Annotated in this window: 13 protein-coding genes and 1 pseudogene; 6 read left to right on the top strand and 8 right to left on the bottom strand. The window is 67.7% G+C overall.

Going from position 1 to position 13559, the window contains the following annotated elements:
- Together VJ655_RS17420 and kdsA are read right to left on the bottom strand one after the other, a co-directional pair.
- The coding region (locus VJ655_RS17420) for an NAD-dependent epimerase/dehydratase family protein (RefSeq protein WP_324113270.1) at window positions 1–493 on the bottom strand (493 nt) is incomplete at its 3' end.
- A 2-nt stretch (window positions 494–495) separates the two neighbouring features.
- On the bottom strand, window positions 496–1362 hold the full coding sequence (gene kdsA, locus VJ655_RS17415; protein WP_324113268.1) for a 3-deoxy-8-phosphooctulonate synthase: 867 nt from the start codon (window positions 1360–1362) through the stop codon (window positions 496–498).
- 62 nt (window positions 1363–1424) lie between these two features.
- Here kdsA and VJ655_RS17410 point away from each other — a divergent pair, with 62 nt between their 5' ends.
- The 5 genes from VJ655_RS17410 to sseA all read left to right on the top strand — a co-directional run bounded on the left by VJ655_RS17410 (window position 1425) and on the right by sseA (window position 6581).
- Window positions 1425–2876 carry a deoxyribodipyrimidine photo-lyase gene (locus VJ655_RS17410; RefSeq protein WP_324113266.1) on the top strand — a complete coding sequence of 484 codons (1452 nt, stop codon included), beginning with the start codon at window positions 1425–1427 and terminating at the stop codon, window positions 2874–2876.
- A 55-nt stretch (window positions 2877–2931) separates the two neighbouring features.
- Window positions 2932–4161: a cyclopropane-fatty-acyl-phospholipid synthase family protein gene (locus tag VJ655_RS17405; RefSeq protein WP_324113264.1), complete on the top strand. Its 1230-nt coding sequence runs from the start codon at window positions 2932–2934 to the stop codon at window positions 4159–4161.
- 90 nt (window positions 4162–4251) lie between these two features.
- Complete coding sequence (locus tag VJ655_RS17400) at window positions 4252–4533, top strand: hypothetical protein (protein ID WP_324113262.1); 282 nt, start codon at window positions 4252–4254, stop codon at window positions 4531–4533.
- Window positions 4534–4653: 120 nt separating this feature from the next.
- Window positions 4654–5652 carry a cysteine synthase A gene (locus tag VJ655_RS17395; protein ID WP_324113260.1) on the top strand — a complete coding sequence of 333 codons (999 nt, stop codon included), beginning with the start codon at window positions 4654–4656 and terminating at the stop codon, window positions 5650–5652.
- Between the two features lie 71 nt (window positions 5653–5723).
- Window positions 5724–6581 carry a 3-mercaptopyruvate sulfurtransferase gene (gene sseA, locus VJ655_RS17390; protein ID WP_324113258.1) on the top strand — a complete coding sequence of 286 codons (858 nt, stop codon included), beginning with the start codon at window positions 5724–5726 and terminating at the stop codon, window positions 6579–6581.
- A gap of 102 nt (window positions 6582–6683) precedes the next feature.
- Here sseA and VJ655_RS17385 read toward each other — a convergent pair whose 3' ends face one another.
- Window positions 6684–7619 carry an amino acid ABC transporter substrate-binding protein gene (locus VJ655_RS17385; protein ID WP_324113256.1) on the bottom strand — a complete coding sequence of 312 codons (936 nt, stop codon included), beginning with the start codon at window positions 7617–7619 and terminating at the stop codon, window positions 6684–6686.
- Window positions 7620–7841: 222 nt separating this feature from the next.
- Here VJ655_RS17385 and metC point away from each other — a divergent pair, with 222 nt between their 5' ends.
- Entirely contained in the window at window positions 7842–8996 is a 1155-nt protein-coding gene (gene metC / locus VJ655_RS17380) for a cystathionine beta-lyase (protein WP_324113255.1), read from the top strand.
- Here metC and VJ655_RS17375 read toward each other — a convergent pair.
- The 5 genes and pseudogenes from VJ655_RS17375 to VJ655_RS17355 all read right to left on the bottom strand — a co-directional run.
- The gene (locus tag VJ655_RS17375; protein WP_324113253.1) at window positions 8993–9403 is read right to left on the bottom strand and encodes a GFA family protein; all 411 of its coding nucleotides are present in this window, start codon (window positions 9401–9403) and stop codon (window positions 8993–8995) included. The two genes, metC and VJ655_RS17375, sit on opposite strands and share 4 nt — an antisense overlap.
- An 88-nt stretch (window positions 9404–9491) precedes the next feature.
- Window positions 9492–10262, bottom strand: coding sequence for a uroporphyrinogen-III C-methyltransferase (gene cobA / locus VJ655_RS17370; protein ID WP_324113251.1), 771 nt, complete (start codon window positions 10260–10262; stop codon window positions 9492–9494).
- Window positions 10252–12933: a molybdopterin-dependent oxidoreductase gene (locus VJ655_RS17365; protein WP_324113249.1), complete on the bottom strand. Its 2682-nt coding sequence runs from the start codon at window positions 12931–12933 to the stop codon at window positions 10252–10254. The genes cobA and VJ655_RS17365 overlap by 11 nt, the downstream gene beginning before the upstream one ends.
- Window position 12934: 1 nt before the next feature.
- The gene (gene nirD, locus VJ655_RS17360) at window positions 12935–13285 is read right to left on the bottom strand and encodes a nitrite reductase small subunit NirD (protein ID WP_324113247.1); all 351 of its coding nucleotides are present in this window, start codon (window positions 13283–13285) and stop codon (window positions 12935–12937) included.
- Window positions 13282–13559, bottom strand: a pseudogene (locus VJ655_RS17355) (nitrite reductase large subunit); the annotation flags it as partial. The gene nirD and the pseudogene VJ655_RS17355, both read right to left, overlap by 4 nt.

The following is a 13559-nucleotide window of genomic DNA, read 5'->3' as shown; positions in this document are numbered from 1 at the left end:
CGGCCTCGCGCACGGCGTAGATGTCGAACAGCGCCTTGGACCAGCCGTAGGCGTTCAGCGGGCGAAGGGCCTTCAGCGACGCGAGGTCGTCCTTGCCCGCGAAACCCAGCGTCCCGTCGCCATAGGTGGCGGCCGACGAGGCGTAGATCAGGCGCTTGCCGTGCTGGACGCACCAATCCCACAAGTCGCGCGACAGCACGAAGTTGGACTGCACGATCTTGTCGGCGTCCGTCTCGGTGGTCGAGGACACCGCGCCCATGTGGACGACCAGCTCGACCGCTGTGCCATTGCGGACCAGCCAGTCGGTCAATTGCTCGGGCGCGACGAAATCGGCGATCGGATGCTTGGCGATGTTGCGCCACTTGCCGCTGGCCGCGTCGCGCAGGCGGTCGCAGACCACCACGTCCAGCGCCGGATCCTCGCAGAACCGGGCGACGATGTTGGAGCCGATGAACCCGGCCCCGCCGGTGACGAGAACGATGCGCCGGCTCATGATCAGGCCGCGCGCTTGGTCAGGGCGTCGTATTCGAGCAGGTTGGCGACCAGCGCCTCGAACTGGCTCATCGGCACCATGTTGGGACCGTCCGACGGCGCCCGGTCCGGATCGGGATGGGTCTCCATGAAGACGCAGGCCACGCCCACGGCCACGGCGGCGCGGGCCAGAACCGGCACGAACTCGCGTTGGCCGCCCGACGAGGTTCCCTGCCCGCCCGGCTGCTGCACGCTGTGGGTGGCGTCGAACACCACCGGGCAGCCGATCTCCTTCATGATCGGCAGGGCGCGCATGTCGCTGACCAGGGTGTTGTAGCCGAACGAGACGCCACGCTCGCAGGCCATGACGTTGGGATTGCCCGCCCCGGTCACCTTGGCGATGACGTTCTTCATGTCCCAGGGGGCTAGGAACTGACCCTTCTTGATGTTGATCGCCCGGCCCGTCGCGGCGGCGGCCAACAAGAGGTCGGTCTGGCGGCAGAGGAAGGCGGGGATCTGGATCACGTCGACGGCCTGCGCCACGATCGGACAGTGGCTGGTCTCGTGGACATCGGTCAGGGTCGGCAGGCCGGTGGCCTCGCGGATCTCCTGGAAGATCGGCAAACTGTCGTGCAGGCCGATGCCGCGCTGGGCGTTGGCGGAGGTGCGATTGGCCTTGTCGTAGGAGGTCTTGTAGATCATCCCCACGCCAAGACGTTGCGCCATCTCCTTGAGCGCATGAGCGGTTTCCAGGGCGTGCTGACGGCTTTCCATCTGGCACGGCCCGGCGATGATCGACAGCTTTTCCCCATTACCGATGCGGACCGGCGCGCCGGTCGGAGTCTTGATCTCGACGACGGCGTTGGGGGCGACAGCTTGCGACTGATCCAAGGCGATACTTCCAGCGTATTTAGGACTTCGGGCGCCCAACAGGTGACCCTTCGGGCGGGACGGTGCAAGTGCGGAACGACGGTGGCGAGAGCGAGGCGAACCCCGGAGCCATCATCATGTGGTTCCGCAACGACCTGCGCTTAACCGACAATCCGGCGCTGCGCCATGCCGAGGGCAGCGGTCGTCCGGTGATCTGCCTCTATATCCTGGACGAGACGCCGGGCGTCCGCCCGATGGGCGCGGCCTCGCTGTGGTGGCTGGACAAGTCCCTGAAGAGCCTGGCGCAGAGCCTTGAGAAGCTTGGTAATAGACTGGTGCTGCGCAAGGGCGCGGCGGCGGAGGTGCTGGACGCGGTGGTCGCCGAGACCGGAGCGACATCCGTGCTCTGGAACCGCCTTTACGACAAGGCCCGCACCGACCGTGACGCCGAGATCAAGGCGGGCCTGAAGCAGGCTGGCGTCGACTGCCAGAGTTTCAACGCCGGCCTGCTCAACGAGCCCTGGACGGTGAGGAACGGCTCGGGCCAGCCCTACAAGGTGTTCACGCCGTACTGGCGCGCGGCGCGTGGCCAACTGGATGAAACGACCGTGGAGCTCGCGCCCAGATCCTTGAGATCCTTGGATAAGAACGTTCGTAGCGAAAGGCTCGCCGACTGGGGTCTGCACCCTGCGCGGCCGGACTGGTCGAAGGGCTTCGACATCTGGTCGCCCGGCGAGGCCGGCGCGCTGAAACGACTGGACGGCTTCCTGTCTGGGCCGATCACCGGATACGGCGAGGCGCGTGACGTTCCGGGTGTGGAAGCCACCTCGCGCCTGTCGCCGCATCTGCATTTCGGCGAGATCGGCCCGCGTCAGGTCTGGCTGGCGGTGCGCGACGCCGCGGAGGCCGGTGACATTCCCTCGACCGAGGCCGACAAGTTCCTGTCCGAGATCGGCTGGCGCGAGTTCAACCACGCCATCCTGTTCCACTGGCCGCAGCTGCCGACCCGTAACTTCAAGCCGGAATTCGACGGCTTCCCCTGGACCACGGACCCCGCCGCGTTCGAGGCCTGGACCCGGGGCGAGACCGGCTACCCGATCGTCGACGCCGGCATGCGCGAGCTGTGGACCACCGGCTTCATGCACAACCGCGTGCGGATGATCGTCGCCTCCTTCCTGATCAAGCACCTGATGATCGATTGGCGCGAGGGCGAGGCCTGGTTTTGGGACACGCTGGTCGACGCCGACCTCGCGAGCAATGTTGGCAATTGGCAGTGGACGGCCGGCAGCGGCGCCGACGCCTCGCCCTACTTCCGGATCTTCAATCCCATCGCCCAGGGCGAGAAGTTCGACCCGCGCGGCGTCTATGTGCGGCGCTGGATCCCCGAACTGAAGAGCGCTTCCGACGAACTTATCCACAAGCCGTGGCTTCGCCCGCTCGATCTGCCGGCGGCGGCCAAGCGCATCTACGCCAAACCGATCGTGGACCACGCCAAGGCGCGCGAGCGCGCCCTGGAGGCCTATCACAGCCTTTAGGCGAGCGGGGCCTTTACGAGACGGTGTTAACCGGCGTTAATAAACGCGTCACCGGATGCGAGGCACCGCCTTGGAAACTGCGCTCTGGAATGATCCCGACCTGAAGGCCGCCCCGGCCGCCTTCCGTTCCGTCCTACGGCTGGCGGCCACCAACTGGGAGGCCGGATCGGTCACCTTCGTCCTGCCGACGGGCAAGGCGCTGACCATCGAGGGCCGAAAGCCCGGGCCAGCGGCGATGATCCGGATCAACGACTACAACTTCGTGCGCCGCGCCTTCTCCTCGGGCGACATCGGCTTCGCCGAAGGCTTCATGGCCGGCGAATGGGAGACTCCGGATCTCTCAACCGTGCTGGAGGCCTTCTCGTTGAACTTCGACCGGTTGTCGGGACTGGCGTCGGGCAATGCGATGATGCGGACGTTCAACGCCCTCTATCACCTATTCCACCGCAACAGCCGGGCCGGATCGCGCAAGAACATCCACGCCCACTATGACCTGGGCAACGCCTTCTATTCGCGCTGGCTGGACCCGACGATGACCTATTCGTCGGCCCTCTACGAGCATCCGGACCAGCCGCTTCCGGACGCCCAACGCGCCAAGTACGCGGCCCTGGCCAAGACCATCGATCTCGCGCCGGGCAAGCACGTGCTGGAGATCGGCTGCGGCTGGGGCGGCTTCGCCGAGTTCGCCGCCAAGGAGGTCGGGGCCAAGGTCACCGGCATCACCATCTCCCAGGCCCAGTACGACTTCGCCAAGAAGCGCCTGTTCGACCAGGGTCTCGGCGAGAAGGCCGACATCCGCCTCGTCGACTATCGCGACGTCCAGGGCAGGTTCGACGCTGTGGCCTCGATCGAGATGTTCGAAGCGGTCGGCGAGGAATACTGGCCCGCCTATTTCGGCAAGATCCGCGAGGTGCTCAATCCGGGCGGCCGGGCGGGCCTGCAGATCATCACCATCCGCGACGAGCTGTTCAGCCACTACCGCCGGCGCACCGACTTCATTCAGCGCTACATTTTCCCCGGCGGCATGTTGCCCAGCGAGGCGCGGCTGAAGCAGGAGACCGATCGCGCGGGCCTGGAATGGAGCGACCTCAAGCGCTTTGGCCAGAACTACGCCGACACCCTGGCCGAATGGGGTCGCCAGTTCGAGGCCGCCTGGCACGACATCCGCAAGGACGGCTTCGACGAGCGCTTCCGGCGTCTGTGGCGGTTCTATCTCAGCTATTGCGAGGCCGGCTTCCGCACCGAGCGGACGAACGTCATCCAATTGGGGCTGAGCCGGAGCTAGGGGGCCTGGCCCCGCGCTCCAGCCAGAAGAGTTCTTCGCATCTCGCTCTTCGATGTGCGTACTTGCGTCGGAGCGCGACGGAGTTCGGCGATGAACCTCTACACCATGGTCCTGGATTTCCACGGCGGCACCTACATCACCCAGTTCGACGCCGCCACGGCGGTCGACGCGGTCACCGCCTGGTGCGACGAACTTCAGCGGGAACAGCTGCTTGGCGAGGTTTCCTCGGATGTCGCCGAAGGCATAATGATCGATGCGGTCGAGAACCAGCTGGTCGAGGTGGAGGGTCTCCATGGCGTCTGGTGCGCGGCGACCACGGCCGCCGGCGCCTTGGCGCTGCTCAACGTCATCGCCACCCAGCGGGTCGACTGACAACGGCCAAGCCTTCTGTTTCGCTGTTCGCGACCCGGAGGTCTTTAGGAAAACTAGCCTTGCTTGTCGCGCGCGCATCACGATCTACGATGCCCCACCCCGCCCGGCCGGACCAAGATGATGACCGTGAAGACCAGCGTCCTCGACGCGATTGGAAACACCCCGCTGATCCGCCTCAAGCGCGCCAGCGAGGCCACGGGCTGCGAGATTCTCGGCAAGGCCGAGTTCATGAACCCCGGCCAGTCGGTCAAGGACCGCGCGGCCCTGGGCATCATCCGTGACGCCGAGGCGCGAGGTCTGCTGAAACCCGGCGGCCGCATCGTCGAGGGCACCGCCGGAAACACCGGCATCGGCCTGGCCATGGTCGCCTCGGCCCTGGGCTACAAGACCACCATCGTCATCCCGCGCACCCAGAGCCAGGAGAAGAAGGACGCCATTCGCCTGCTGGGGGCGGAACTGGTCGAGGTGGACGCGGTCCCCTATTCCAATCCCGGCAATTATGTCCGCTATTCCGGGCGCTTGGCCGAGGAACTTGGCCGTACCGAGCCGAACGGCGTGATCTGGGCCAACCAGTTCGACAACCTCGCCAACCGCGAGGCGCATTACCGGACGACGGGCCCCGAAATCTTTGAACAGACAGAGGGTAGGGTCGACGGCTTCATCTGCGCGGTCGGCTCGGGGGGCACCCTGGCCGGCGTGGCCGCGGCGCTGCGCGAGCGCAGTCCTTCCGTGAAGATCGGCCTGGCCGACCCCTACGGCGCGGCCCTCTACAGCTGGTACAAGAACGGCGAACTGAAGTCCGACGGAACCTCGATCAGCGAGGGTATCGGCCAGGGCCGCGTGACCGCCAATCTCGAAGGCCTCGACGTCGACTATCCCTTCCGTGTCTCCGACGAGGAGATGCTGGACGTCCTCTACGACCTCGTCCTGCACGAGGGCCTCTGCCTGGGCGGATCGTCGGGGATCAACATCGCCGGGGCCATCAAGCTGGCGCGCGAACTGGGGCCCGGCCACACCATCGTGACCGTCCTTTGCGATCATGGCTCCCGCTACCATTCCAAGCTGTTCAACCCCGCGTTCCTTAAGGAAAAGGGCCTGCCGCCTCCGCCCTGGATGTAGCTTGCGAACAGGATCGCCGGAGGCGATGTTGCCGGCGACAAGGGGCGAGTCAGACCCTGAAAGGCGCCGACATGAGCACTCCGTCCGATCCGCTGGTCTCCACCGCCTGGCTGGCCGAACATCTCGACGCGCCGGACGTGCGCGTGGTCGACGCCTCCTGGCACATGCCGGCCGCCCAGCGCGAGCCGTACAAGGAATTCCTGGCCGCCCACATTCCCGGCGCGGTGTTCTTCGACATCGACGACATTTCCGACGACACCACCGACCTGCCGCACATGATCCCGACGGCGGTGAAATTCGCCTCGCGGGTCCGGAAGCTGGGCCTGGGCGACGGCTCGCGGATAGTCGTCTACGACAGCACCGGCATCCTGCCCGCCGCCCGCGCCTGGTGGCACTTCCGGGCCATGGGCCACGAGGATGTCGTGGTGCTGGACGGCGGCCTGCCCAAGTGGATCGCCGAAGGCCGCCCGATCGACGACGGCCCCGCCTCTCCCCAGGAGCGCCACTTCACGCCCCGCTACCAGGCCGACATCTATCGGTCGCTGGAGCAGATGCGCGAGATCGTCGCCAGCGGCCGCGAACAGATCATCGACGCCCGCGCCGCTGGCCGCTTCGAGGGCAAGGATCCCGAACCTCGCGCCGGCCTGCGTGGCGGCCACATGCCCGGCGCCCGCAACATCCCGCTCTCGGCCCTGATCGCGCCCGACGGCACGATGCTGCCGGCCGACAAGCTGAAAGCGGTCTTCGATGCCGCCGGCGTCGACATCAACAAGCCGGTCGTCTCGACGTGCGGCTCGGGCATCACCGCCTCGGTGGTCGCCCTGGCCCTGGCGCGCCTGGGCAAGCCGCGCTCGGCCGTCTACGACGGTTCGTGGACCGAATGGGGCGGTCTGGCCGACACCCCCGTGGCGACCGGCCCGGCCGTCTAGAGCATTTTCCGATCCAACTGGATCGGTGAAACGCTCTAGTCTTTTGTTTTAACGCATTTTCTGACGACGAACCGGCGTCCACTTCGTCGGAAAATGCTCTAGTCACCGCATCGGCGGCGCGTACAGCAGTCCGGGTCTCGGCGCGTTCCAGAGCGCATTGAGGCCGCGGTCGAGCTTGAGCGCCGACTTGCCGCCGATCTCGCGGTCGAAGATCTCGCCGTAGTTTCCGCCCGCCGCGATCGCCCGGGTGGCCCAGTCGGCGTCGAGACCCAGCATCGCGCCATAGTCCCCCTCGCCCAGCAAACGCCGGACCTCGGGGTCGGCGCCCGTCTTCATGTCCTTGGCGTTGCTCCGAGTGATCCCGCGCTCCTCGGCCAGGATCAGGGCGTAGAGGGTCCAGCGGACGATGTCGGTCCAGGCCGGATCGTCCTGGCGGACCAGCGGCCCCAGCGGCTCCTTGGAGATGGCGTCGGGCAGGATCACGTGGGCCGCCGGGTCGTCCATCACCGACCGCGCGGCGGCCAGGGCCGAAATGTCGGCGGTCAGGGCGTCGCAGCGTTCGGCCTGGTAGGCCGCCCGCGCCTCGTCCTCGCTGTCGAACGTCATGGCGGTGTAGGCGATGCCGCGCGAGCGGAAGAAGTCCTCGAGGTTCTGGGCGGACGTGGCGTTGTTCTGGACGCAGATCTTGGCCGTATTCAGCTCCACGGCGCTGGTCAGGTTCAGGCCGCGGCGAACCAGGAAGCCCTGGCCGTCGAAATAGGAGATCGCCGCCATGTCCAGCTGGTCGCCGGCGTCTCGCGAATAGGTCCAGGAGGTGTTACGCCAGAGCACGTCGACCTTGCCCGAGCGCAGCGCGGCGATCCGCTCCTCGTTGCCGAGCGGGACGAAGCCGACCTTGCCGGGATCGCCCAGCACGGCCGCGGCCAGGGCCCGGCAGAAGTCGACATTGAAGCCGCGCCATCGCCCGCCGTTGTCCTGAAAGGCGAAGCCTGGGAGGCCCGGGTTCACGCCGCAGCGCAGTTCGCCCCGGGCTCGCACGGCCTTCAGAGTCGGACTGAGCGCGGCGGGTTTGATCGCCAGGGGTGCGGCGGCCTCGGCAGGTTTTGACGCGGGCGCGGACGTACGTTGATCGCACGCCGCAAGGGTCAACAACGAAAGCACAATCACGCCAAAGCGCACAGACACCCGATCGCTCCTTGAACAGCGCGCTCAGACCCTTAAACCACAGCCATTGCGCCGCGTCGCCGAAGAGTGCCCACCATGGATGAAGAAACCCGCCTGGTCCGCAAGGGCTCCGCCCCCCAGACGTTAGCGCGGATCGTCAATCCGCCCATCCAGCGGGCCTCGACCGTGCTGCTGCCCAATGCGGCGTCGCTCTATGACGACACCCAGCTGACCTACGGCATTACGGGCCTGTCCTCGCCCGCGGCTCTGCAGCAGGCCCTGGCCGAGCTGGAAGGCTCGCCGGACGTGACCCTCTATCCGTCCGGCCTGGCGGCGATCACCGGGGTGATGCTGGCGGTCCTCAAGGCCGGCGACGAGATCCTGGTCGTCGACAGCGCCTACAAGCCCACGCGCCGCTTCTGTGACCGAGTGTTGAGCCGTTTCGGCGTCACGACGACCTATTACGACCCGGCCCTCGATCCCGACGCCCTGATGGCCCTGGTCACGCCCAAGACCCGGCTGATCCTGCTCGAGGCCCCCGGCTCTCTGACCTTCGAGATGCAGGACATTCCCGCCATCGCCAAGGCGGCCAATGATCGGGGGATCATAACCCTGATCGACAACACCTGGGCCGCCGGTTTCTACTTCAAACCGCTGGCGCACGGGGTGACGATCAGCGTCCAGGCCCTGACCAAGTATGTTGGCGGCCACTCGGACTGTTTCATGGGCTCGGCCACGACCATGGACACCGTGATCGGCAACCAGCTGGGCGACGCCATGTGGGACATCGGCTGGTCAGTGTCGCCCGACGACGCCTACACCATGCTGCGCGGCCTGCGGACGCTCGCCGTGCGCCTGCCGCGCCACCAGGAAAACGGCCTGGCCGTCGCGCGCTGGCTGCAGGCGCGGCCCGAGGTGGCGCGAGTGCTTCACCCCGCCCTGCCCGACGATCCGGGCCACGCGCTCTGGAAGCGCGACTTCACCGGCGCCTGCGGCCTGTTCGGCGTGGTGCTCCAACCTTGCTCGCAGCGCGCCGTCCACGCCTTCCTCGACAGTCTGAAGCTGTTCGGCCTGGGCTTCTCCTGGGGCGGCTACGAGAGCCTGGCGATCCACTGCGATCCGCAGCTCACGAACCGGACGGCCCCGGTCGCCCTGGAGGGACCGCTGCTTCGCTTGCACATCGGGCTGGAGTCGGTCGGCGACCTTACCGCCGACCTCGACCAGGCTTTCGCCGCCCTTCGTGCCGCTTAGAGGGCGCGGATCTCGACCTCGGACGGGCGCTCCCACCACAGATTGTCGCGGCCGTTGCTGTAGTTGACCGGCGCGCTCGCCAGTTCCTCCGGCGTCGCGTCGTCCAGGGTGGCGACCTGGATCGAGACGAAGTCGCCGCCGATCTCCTCGACATGGCCGCGACCGAAGGCGCGCACGCCGCAGGTCGTGCAGAACTGGTGATGACCGCTCATCGTGCCGAACTGATAGTCGCCAAGCCGATCCTCGCCCGAAAGCAGACGAAAAGCGTCGGGCTTGATCAACGCGCTCCAGTTGCGGGTCTTCTTGCAGATCGAGCAGTTGCAGCGGCCCGTGCCGGCCGAAAGGTCGATGTCGGCTTCGTAGCGGACCGCGCCGCAATGGCAGCTGCCGGTATAGGTCTTCAGCATGGTTGGTCCCTCTCGCAGTCGCGTCGTCGTTGGACGCCGTTCTAGGGAGGGGCTGCTGCCAGCCTGCTGTCAGTATGAAAACCTGGCCTTACGCGGTCAGGCGCGATGGCGCGACGATCTCCGCCGTCGCGCGGGCCTGGGCGGCGACCTCGCCGACCACGATCAGCAGCGGCCCATCGCCAGCCTCGGCGAGGCGTTCGGCCAGGGTCGCCAAGGTGGCCGGATAGAGCCGCGCATCGGCGCCGCCGGCCTTCTCAATGGCCGCGGCGGGCGTGTCGGCTGGACGACCGGCGGCGATCATCCGCCGGGCCAGATCTCCCGCGACCTCGCCGCCCATATAGACCGCCAGGGTCGCCTCGGGATCGGCCGCGGCGCTCCAGTCGCCCGACAGCTTGCCGGCCTCCAGCCGCGCGGTGGTGAACACCACCCGGCGCGCCTCGCCGCGATGGGTCAGGGGAAAGCCGAACTGCGCGGCGGCGGCGCAGGCGGCGGTGACGCCGGGCACCACCTCGGTCTCGACACCAAAACCATTCAAGAAGGCAGCCTCTTCACCGACACGCCCAAAAATCGAGGGATCGCCGCCCTTTAGCCGGACAACCTTCAGTCCCTTGCGCGCCAGGCGTAGCATCAGGCGATTGATCTCATCCTGCTTCATGCTGGGCTTGCCGGCCCGTTTCCCCGTCTGGATGCGCACGCAGCCGGGCGGCGCCAGGGCGATGGCCTCTTCCGAGCACAGGGCGTCGTAGAGCAGCGCCCCAGCGCTCTCGACGGCCCGAACAGCGCGGACGGTCATCAGGTCCACCGGCCCAGGACCGGCGCCGACCAGCAGGACCTTGCCAGGCGTGCTTTCAACCGACATGTGCGAGCTCCTTAGAAGTCACGGACAAAGCCTTGATCATGCGTGCGATTTCTGGACGACAGGACCCGCAGTTGGTTCCCGCGCCCGTAGCGGCGCCGACGGCGTCAGGCGTGTTCGCCCCCGCGGCGATAGCGGCGTCGACCGTCTTGGCGCCGACCTTCAGGCACGCGCAGACCATCGGCCCCTTGTCGACCGGCGCGCCGGGCGGGCGACCGAACAACAGGGGCGCGCGCGCTTCGGCGGTCAGGATTTCCTCGCCGAACAGCTCAACCAACCAGTCGCGCGGCGGCAGGCGGCCGGTGGTGGTCATGTAGAGCACCGCGACGAGGCGCCCCTCCTCGACCCAGGCCTGGCGGCGAGCACCGGTCGCGGGGTCCTCATAGGTGACGAGTTCGCCGGCCAGGCCCTTGGTCAGGGCCTTGCGGAGGGCGTCGCGCTGGGCGGCGTCGCCCCGGCCGGCGAACTCGTGCTGCTGGCAAGCGTCTTGGGGGATACGCCGCCAGACAAGATCCGCCCCGGTCGGGGAAATCAGGACGGATCGGCTCAGAAAGAAGCCCCTCCAGGTCTCGCGATAGGGACGGACGCGGGCGGGGGTGTGCTTGAATTCCGGCTGGCCCGAGGTCGGGTCGACGTTCGGCGCGACCAGGGCGTTGGCGCGGCCTGATGGGGCGAAGGCGTCGGTCCAGTGCATCGGCATGAAGAGCGAGCCGCGCCGCTGGCGATCGCTGACCTTGGCCACGGCGACGGCCTCGGCCCGCGAGGTCGTCACCCGCGCCAGGGCGCCGTCTTTCAGCCCCAGGGCCTTCGCGTCGTCCGGATGGATCTCGACATAGGGTTCGGGCGCGTGCCGACACAGGTCCGGCGCCAGGCCCGTGCGGGTCATGGTGTGCCACTGGTCGCGGATGCGGCCGGTGTTCAGCGACATCGGAAAGGCGTCGCCGACGGCCTCGGCCGGGCCCTTCGGCTGGACAGGGACCATGCGGGCGCGGCCGTCGGGGGTCTGGAAGCGACCGTCGACGAACAGGCGCGGCGTGCCCTTGCCGTCGGCCCTCACCGGCCATTGGACCGGCAGAAGTTCGCCATAAGCCTCTGGCGTTAAAGCTGAAAGACCGGACAGGTTCAGCAGACGTCCTTCGTTCTCGTAGGCCGTCAGGCGGGCCCATTCGCGGAAGACGCTGGCGTTGCTGTTCCAGCCGAAACCGTCGAAACCCATGGCCGTGGCGACGTCAGCCATGATCTTCCAGTCGGCCCGCGCCTGGCCCGGCGCCGGGAACAGGGCGCGCTGGCGCGAGATCCGGCGCTCGGAATTGGTGACCGTGCCGTCCTTCTCGCCCCAGCCCAGGGCTGGCAGCTTGACGTCGGCGAAGGCGGTGGTGTCGGTCTCGACGCAGTCGGAGACCACCACGAACGGGCACTTGGCCAGGGCCTCGCGGATCGCGCCGCTGTCGGGCAGGCTGACGGCCGGGTTGGTGGCCATCACCCAGATCGCCTTGATCCGCCCATCGCGGACCGCCTCGAACATGTCGATAGCCTTCAGGCCCGGCGCGCGGGCGGTGTCGGGCGCCCCCCAGAAGCGAGCGACGCGGTCACGGTCCTCGGGGGCGAAGTCCATGTGGCCGGCCAGGGTGTTGGCCATACCGCCGGTCTCGCGCCCGCCCATGGCGTTGGGCTGACCGGTGATCGAGAACGGGCACGCACCCGGCTTGCCGATCCGGCCGGTGGCAAGATGGGCATTGATAATGGAGAGCCCCTTGGCCACGCCCTGGGCCGACTGGTTGGCGCCCATCGAGAACAGGCTGACCGTCCGCTCGTGCGCGGCGAACAGGTCGTAGAAAGTCTGGAGATCCTCGGTCGTTATGCCGCAATCGATCGCGACGGCGCCGAGCGACTGGTCATTTTCCGTAAGCCCGGCGACCACTTGCTCAAAATTGTTCACATGCTCTGCGATGTAGTCGCGATCGATCGCGCCGCGCCGGATCAGCTCGGCCAAGAGGCCGTTCCACAGGCGCACGTCGCTCTGCGGGGCGATGGCCAAGTGCAGGTCCGCGCCCTCGGCCGTGTCGGTGCGGCGCGGGTCGATCACCACGTGCTTCTGGCCGCGCGCCCTGGCCGCCTCCATACGCCGGAACAGCACCGGATGGGTCCAGGCGGCGTTGTGGCCGCTGAACACCACGAGATCAGCCACCTCCAGGTCCTCGTAGCAGCCCGGCACCAGGTCGGCGCCGAACGCCTGCTTGTGGGCGGCCACGGCCGAGGCCATGCACAGGCGGCTGTTTGTGTCGATGTTGCCCGAGCCGATGAAGCCCTTCATCAGCTTGTTGGCGACGTAGTAGTCCTCGGTCAGCAACTGGCCCGAGACGTAGAAGGCGACGCTGTCTCGGCCGTGGCGGGCGATGGTGTCCTTGAACCGCTTGGCGACAAGGGCGGTGGCCTCGGCCCACGAAGCGGTCTTGCCGTTGATCGTCGGCTCCAGCAGCCGTCCTTCCAGTCCGACCGTGGCGCCGAGGGCCGAGCCCTTGGAGCACAGACGCCCGAAATTGGCGGGATGGACGGCGTCGCCGGCGACGGACACCGCCCGCCCCTCCCCGACCACGCCCCGCACGCCGCAGCCCACGCCGCAATAGGCGCAGGTCGTCTTGACGCTGTTCAGAGGCGCGGAGCCGTCGGCCATGTCAGTCCGCCATGGCCGGCTGGGCCAGCAGGATCCGGCCATCCTTGACCAGCACCGGCACGATCGGCGTACAGCCCCTGCCGGCGTCCGCCCCGGTGGGATGGCCGGTGGCGAGATCGATGACCCAGCTGTGCAGCGGACAGGTCACGCCGTGGCCATGGACGATGCCCTGGCTCAGCGGCCCATGCTTGTGGGGGCAGCGATCGACCAGGGCGAACACCTGGCCATCGCCGGTGCGAAACACGGCGACGTCGCCCTGGGCCGTTGCCACCCGACGCGCGCCGCGCTCGGGGATGTCGGTCACGGCGCCGACGTCGCGCCAGTCCGGGTCGATATGGGCTTGAAGGGTCATTCGGCCGCCATCTCCAGGGGAAGGATCGCCATGGGCTCAAATTCGCCGGCCGCCACGCCGCCGGAGGCGCGCTCGGCCCACGGATCGATCTGGGCGGTCTCCTGCGATTTCACGAAGCGGGCGAACAGCGCCGCGCGGCTGTCGAGGTCGTCGACGGTGGCCGTGCGGATCGTGTCGAGGCCCACGCGGGCCATCCACTTGTAGATCCGCTCCAGGTACCAGCCGCCCTCGCGATACATCTGCATGACCGCCGAGATCACCTGGATCGCCTCCT

This window comes from Caulobacter sp., assembly GCF_035254145.1.
GTDB lineage: Bacteria > Pseudomonadota > Alphaproteobacteria > Caulobacterales > Caulobacteraceae > Caulobacter.
This window is presented reverse-complemented; position numbering and strand designations above follow the sequence as displayed.

Bases quoted from the DNA above. Each gene is read 5' to 3' on its own strand.
- VJ655_RS17405 (WP_324113264.1), top strand. From the start codon at position 2,932: ATGCGAGGCACCGCCTTGGAAACTGCGCTCTGGAATGATCCCGACCTG.
- VJ655_RS17400 (WP_324113262.1), top strand. From the start codon at position 4,252: ATGAACCTCTACACCATGGTCCTGGATTTCCACGGCGGCACCTACATC.
- VJ655_RS17395 (WP_324113260.1), top strand. From the start codon at position 4,654: ATGACCGTGAAGACCAGCGTCCTCGACGCGATTGGAAACACCCCGCTG.
- sseA (WP_324113258.1), top strand. From the start codon at position 5,724: ATGAGCACTCCGTCCGATCCGCTGGTCTCCACCGCCTGGCTGGCCGAA.
- metC (WP_324113255.1), top strand. From the start codon at position 7,842: ATGGATGAAGAAACCCGCCTGGTCCGCAAGGGCTCCGCCCCCCAGACG.
- VJ655_RS17375 (WP_324113253.1), bottom strand. From the start codon at position 9,403: ATGCTGAAGACCTATACCGGCAGCTGCCATTGCGGCGCGGTCCGCTAC.
- cobA (WP_324113251.1), bottom strand. From the start codon at position 10,262: ATGTCGGTTGAAAGCACGCCTGGCAAGGTCCTGCTGGTCGGCGCCGGT.
- VJ655_RS17365 (WP_324113249.1), bottom strand. From the start codon at position 12,933: ATGGCCGACGGCTCCGCGCCTCTGAACAGCGTCAAGACGACCTGCGCC.
- nirD (WP_324113247.1), bottom strand. From the start codon at position 13,285: ATGACCCTTCAAGCCCATATCGACCCGGACTGGCGCGACGTCGGCGCC.